Origin of the sequence: Paraburkholderia sp., from assembly GCF_024281035.1 — a bacterium.
Classification (GTDB): Bacteria; Pseudomonadota; Gammaproteobacteria; order Burkholderiales; family Burkholderiaceae; genus Paraburkholderia.
In genome coordinates, this window is sequence record NZ_JAMXLH010000041.1 from 1 (window position 1) to 5,821 (window position 5,821).

Sequence of the window (5,821 nt, forward strand, 5' to 3'; positions counted from 1 at the left end):
GGCAGCGCGAATGCGGGTCCGAAGGTTGCGGGCAGCAGTCCTCCGCCATTGCCGCCCGCAGCGCTCGCTGCCGCGAAGCGCGCGGCTATCGAGTTGCCGCACGGTGCGGTGCCGGAGGTGGAATGAATCTCGGAGAACTGTTTAGAAGCCTCTTTCCGGCGCGCGAAAATGCGGGCGAACTCGCGCGTGCGCGCCTCGATGCGTGGGCACCGTGGCTGCAGCCGCTCGCGGGCGAAACCAGCATTGGCGAGGACGATGTTTCGCGGGGCGTTGGCCGCGATCCTGGCTACGAAGACGCATTTTTCGCACTCAGGGACGAGGCTGGCAAGCTCTCGGGTATCGATGAGCGTCTGATCGTTCGTTCCTGCGAGCAGCTTTTGAAGGAAACCGGCAAGGATCTGCGTCTCGCGGGCCATTACGCGTTTGCGCGGCTGCGTCTGGATGGACCGGCGGGTTTTGCCGATGGGCTTGAACTGGCCGCTGCGCTGGTTGACCGGTTTGGCGAGGCGGTGTTGCCCGTACGCGCCGAAGCAAAGAAGGGCGCGCTCGACATGCTGGCGACGACGCGCGTGCTCGACCTGCTCGACAGCCGAGGTCCGTTCGCGCCGGAGGATCTCGAACGCGCGCTCGCGGCGCTCGATGTGCTATTGACGCTCACGGGCGCCTGGCCCGATGCCGCGCGGCCGAATCTGCTGCCGCTCGTGTCGCGGTTCGAGCGCAAGGATGCTACGGAGCGCAGCGACGCCGCCGCCGAGGTTGCGCCGCTGCCGCCCGCTGCGGCAAGTCACGCTTCCAGTCCGGTTAATTCGATTACTTCGGCGCAGGAGCTGCTCGCTCAGGTTCGCACGATGGCAACGTGGCTGCGTGGCGGGGAGGGCGGATATCTGGCTGCGGTGCGGCTCGTGCGCTGCGTGCGCTGGGACGCGGTGCATGAAGTGCCGTCGTCGAATGCCGCTTCGCATACGCGGCTCGCGGAGCCGCGCGCCGAACTGCGGCAGCAGCTGAAACGGCTCGTGCTGCAGAAGCAGTGGCACGAACTGCTCGAACGCGTAGAAGGTGCGTTCATGGAGGGCGTCAATCACCTCTGGTTCGATCTGCAGTACTTCCAGCACGCCGCGCTCGATCAGGTGGGCGCACCTTACAGCGCGTGGCGCGAACTGCTGCGCGCGGACTTTGCACTTTTCCTCGACAGGCTTCCCGGGATCGAGCGGCTGTCGTTTAGCGACGGCACGCCGTTCGCCGACGATACGACACTCGAATGGATTGCCCGGCACGCTGTCGTGCGCAACCTGGAGGCCGGGGAGAGTGTGGTGCCTTTGCCGGTCTCGGCCCAGAGCGAGGAGGGCGGCACGGGCGACTGGCCCGAGATCGAAGCGCAGGCGCGCGATCTGGCCGCGCGCGATGGTATCGAGGCAGCGTTCGCATGGCTCGAAGCGCTGCCTGGTTTGAAAAGCGATCGCCACCGCTATTTGCAGCGGCTCGTTATGGCGCGTCTTGCCGATCATGCGGGACGCGCGGAGACAGCGCTCGCCCTGCTTGCCGAACTGGATGCTTCTGCGATGTCGCTGCCGCTCGCGCGCTGGGATCCGGCGCTCGCCTTTGAGGTCAAGCATCAACTGTTCCGGGCACTGAAGACCGTGAGCAATCGCAAGGACGCCGACAAACCGGCGCTCGCGCGCCGTATCGGCGAACTTCAGGGCGAGATGACCGTACTCGATCCCGCGCGCGCGCTGTTGCTGGCGCACTGAAGCGGAGGGCGAGGATTACCGGATAAAAGTATCCATGTCGATATGGACTGCAGAATAAACCACAGGAAATTCTAGATGGACGATCCGATCCTGCGCTACTACGAAGCCGAGATGCGCTACTTGCGCGAGTCCGGCAAGGAGTTCGCGAAGGCGCATCCCGACCGGGCGCGCATGCTCAACCTCGATCGCGTGGGTGAGCGCGATCCATATGTCGAGCGTCTTCACGAGGGCTTCGCCTTTCTGGCAGGACGTCTTCAGCAGAAACTCGACGACGAATTGCCGGAGCTGACCGAAGGGCTAGTGAGCCTTTTGTGGCCGCATTATCTCCGGATGATTCCGTCGCTCTCGATCGCCGAGCTGGTGCCGCTGCACGAGAAACTCCAGCGAACCGAAACGGTACCCGCTGGCGTGCCGGTGCGTTCCACGCCGATCGGTGTGCCGCCCGCGGCGGGTGGCGAGGGTACGACGCCACGCACCGTGCAGTGCCTTTACCGAACCACCCAGGCCGTGACGCTGCAACCGCTCAGCATCACACATGCCGATGCAGGTGTACGGCACGATGGCCGTTCGATCATCCGGCTGGGGTTCTCACTCCACGATTCTGCGCGGCGCAACGAAACCGATCTTTCGCGCCTGCGCCTGCACCTGAATGCGGATCTGCCGGTGGCGTTTTCCATGCACCTCGCGCTGACGCGCCAGGTCGATACGATCCTGTGGCGCGTCGGGCAGGCCTACAACGGACACGCCGCGGGTGAGGCGGTGCCGTTGCCCGGCATCACGATTGAGCCCGCGGGTTTCTCGGCAGAGGAACGGTTGTGGCCCAAGGCGGATACCGCGTTTTCCGGCTACCAGCTTCTGCTCGAATATTTTTCGTTTCGCGAAAAATTTCTCTTCGTCGATCTATGCGGTCTAGCGGTCGACATGCTGCCTGCGGGCGTCAACCAGTTTGAACTCGAACTCGTCCTGAAGGGCGCGTACCCGCCGGATCGGCGCTTCAGCCGCGACAATCTGCGGCTGTTCTGCACGCCGGTGATCAATCTGTTCGAGCTCGATGCGGAACCGGTCGAAATCGACCATCACGAAACCGAGTATCGCGTTGTGCCGGCCGGGCATCAGGGCGAGCACGTCGAAACGTATTCGGTCGACGCGATCGGGGCGTTCGATCATGCGACAGCAGAGCGCTATGAGTACGTGCCGTTCGCGACGTTCCGGCATCGCGGAGGCATGCTGCGGCATGAGGCGCCCGAGCGGTATTTCCACGCGCGCGTGCGCTCCGGCGTGTCCGGACTGCACGAGACCTGGGTGATCCTCGGCGGGCACGCGTGGGAAACGATGGAGACACTGCCGGAGGAAAGCCTTTCGTTGCGCGTGACCGGCACCAACGGCATGCTGCCGCGCAAGGGGCTGCGCGAGGCGAGTCTTTGCGAGTTGGCGGTGAGCACGGCGAACGTCGATGGCGTGCGCAACCTCGTTGCACCCACGCTGCCCCTTTATCCGCCCACGGGCGACCGGTTCCAGTGGCGTGTGCTGTCGCATCTCGCACCGAACTTCCTCTCGATGATGGACGCGGAAGTGCTGCGCGGCGCGCTCGCGCTCTACGACTGGACCGACGACGAGCTGAACCGCCGCCGCCTCACCGGCATCCTGAGGGTTTCGCAGGAACTGCTCGAAGAGGTGACGGGCGGTGCGGTCGAGCGCGGCGTGCTGATCGAGGTGACGCTCGATTCCCATGCGTTCGCGGGCGAGGGCGATGTGATGCTGTTTGGCGAGCTGCTGCACCGGTTTTTCGCGCTGTACGCCGAAATCAACCTGTTCACCCGACTGTCGATCGTGAGCCTGCCGTCGCAGACGCGCACGCTCTGGCCGCGCAGCAAGGCACAACGCGCTCCGCTATGAAACCACGCGATCTTCCTGACCTGGAGCCGCTGGTCGCGTCGTTGCTGGCACGTGCGCCCCGGATGAGTTTCATGCAGTTGTGCCGTCTGCTCGAAGTGCGTGCGCCCGATCGACCGGGATTCGGCACGCGCGACACGCCCGGGCACGAACCCGTGCGTTTCGCGTCCTGGCCGCGAGTCGGCTTTCCGGCAGGCGAAGTCGCCGCAGTCGAGTTCGCCGATATGTGGGACGAAACGGCGGTGCAGGCGCCGCCCACCGTGCGTACGGCTTTCATGGGCCTGTACGGGGTCGATGCGGCGATGCCGCCGCACATGATCGACGATATCGTTTTGCGCGAAGAGGGACATGAGGCGGTGGAATCGTTTCTCGACCGGTTCAATCATCGCTTTGTCACATTGCTGTACCGCGCATGGAAAAAGTACCGCTACCCCGAGAGTTTCCGCGCAGGCGGAAACGATGCCCATTCGCGTAACCTGCTTAGCCTTGTCGGCTTCGGCTGGGGCGAGAAGCCGCAGCGCGCCGGTCTGCCGGATTCTCGCATGCTGGCACTCCTCGGGCTTTTGACCCAGAAGACGCGCACGCCTGAGGGGCTGGCCGGTGTCATTGCGCTGGCCGTGCCGGGCGTGGAGGTGCGCGTCGACGAATTTTTTCCTGCCGTCACCCGCACCGGGCAGCCACGGCCATTGACTTCGCAACCACCGGCGGGGGAGTCGAGGGACGGCGCACCACGCGGCCTTGGCCGTGGCTATGTGCTGGGGCGGCGGCTGGTCTATCGCAGCCGTGCGGTGCGCGTCACGTTGCACCCCGGTCATGCGCAGCAGGCTCACGATCTGCTGCCCGGTACGTGGCTGCATCGTGAGCTGATGGCATTCGTGCGGCTTTATGTGGGCGTCAAGGCAGACGTCCACTTGCGCATGCGAGTGTCTTCAACGATTGCGCCGCTACCGGTCATCGGCACGGTATCCGCAGGACCGGCACCGCGTCTTGGCTGGACCACCGTGCTGCCTGCCCGCGAGGCGCGCACGATCGATATTCCACTCGGTGTCGCCGAGGCGTTTCCCGCACCGGCACCCAATCCATACTTGCGTCCACAACTAACCTGACCGGGGAGCCGCGATGTTTATCCGCCTGACCATGACCACCGTCACATCCACATTGCTGCTCTCGGCCTGCGGCGCGTGGCAGGCCGTTTCCGACACGACGGCGAACACATTTCATGCCGTGGTGTACAAGCAGGTCAAGGAACTCGATATCGATCTGTCCGCGCGCGACGCGCTGAATCCTGACGATACGGGCCGCGCAACGTCAGTCGCCGTGCGTGTGTATCAGTTGAAAGACCGCAAGCGCTTCGACGGCGCGACCTACGACGATCTCCTGAAACACGACCGCACGGTGCTCGCGCAGGACCTGCAGGACAGCATGGCTGCCGCGCTGCGCCCGGGCGCCTCGGCAAGCCTGTCTCAGCCGATGAACGCCGATACGAAGTACGTTGCCGTCGTCGCGTTCTACCGGAGCCCGGATAGCGATAACGGCTGGAAATACGTCGTGGAGAAAAAGAGGCTCTACGCGGACAAGCCATTGAAGCTCGAACTGGTCGATCAGCTTTTGCGCGCCGCTGGCGAATCGCCGGAAAAGCCGGGCCGATCGTGACGGGATTAGCTGGGTTATCCGTGTGCCGTGCCCGCCTTCAAATTGCCGCGAATCACGATCCGTGCTGAATTCACCGCCTCCTTTTTTCGAAACGACATCATGACAGAACCCGATTTCGTTCTTTATCACAGCGTGACTGACGAATACGGCGACCAGTACGCCACCGCGACGCTGACCCCCACGGAAGACACGCGCGAGAAGATCGTGCTGGCCAAGCCATACATCATCCCGATTCTCTTTCTGCCGGGGATCATGGGGACGAACCTGCGCAAAAAGGACGGCAAGGGCAGCGTCTGGCAGCCGCCCAATGCCGATTTGCGCGGCTCGGCGGACCTGATCGCGCAGTTGTTCAGTTATCTGTTCAAGAGTACGGACGAACGTGCGGGGGACATGGTGACCGACTCCGTGGAGATTGACCCGAGCGGGCCAATCGATGCAGGCGAGAGCGGTCTGCCGAAGAACGTGCTGGTCGTGCGCGGGTGGGGTGCCCTGATGAGGTCGAGCTACCACCCGTTCCTGGCGAAGCT

The 5,821-nt window shown here is 64.1% G+C and carries 4 protein-coding genes and 1 pseudogene; all 5 read left to right on the top strand.

All coding sequences use genetic code 11. The features are described 5' to 3' along the window. Positions 1–122: 122 nt before the first annotated feature. A complete protein-coding gene (gene tssA / locus Q0L30_RS13685; RefSeq protein ID WP_296657078.1) occupies positions 123–1,748 on the top strand; it encodes a type VI secretion system protein TssA in 1,626 nt (541 codons plus the stop codon). 75 nt (positions 1,749–1,823) lie between these two features. Continuing rightward, entirely contained in the window at positions 1,824–3,644 is a 1,821-nt protein-coding gene (gene tssF, locus Q0L30_RS13690; RefSeq protein ID WP_296657081.1) for a type VI secretion system baseplate subunit TssF, read from the top strand. Further along, positions 3,641–4,747 (top strand): type VI secretion system baseplate subunit TssG, encoded by a 1,107-nt coding sequence (gene tssG, locus Q0L30_RS13695; RefSeq protein ID WP_296657082.1) that lies wholly within the window; start codon positions 3,641–3,643, stop codon positions 4,745–4,747. Before tssF ends, tssG begins: the two co-directional genes overlap by 4 nt. 13 nt (positions 4,748–4,760) lie before the next feature. Next, complete coding sequence (tssJ, locus tag Q0L30_RS13700) at positions 4,761–5,294, top strand: type VI secretion system lipoprotein TssJ (protein WP_296657085.1); 534 nt, start codon at positions 4,761–4,763, stop codon at positions 5,292–5,294. Positions 5,295–5,393: 99 nt separating this feature from the next. After that, positions 5,394–5,821, top strand: a pseudogene (locus tag Q0L30_RS13705) (hypothetical protein); the annotation flags it as partial.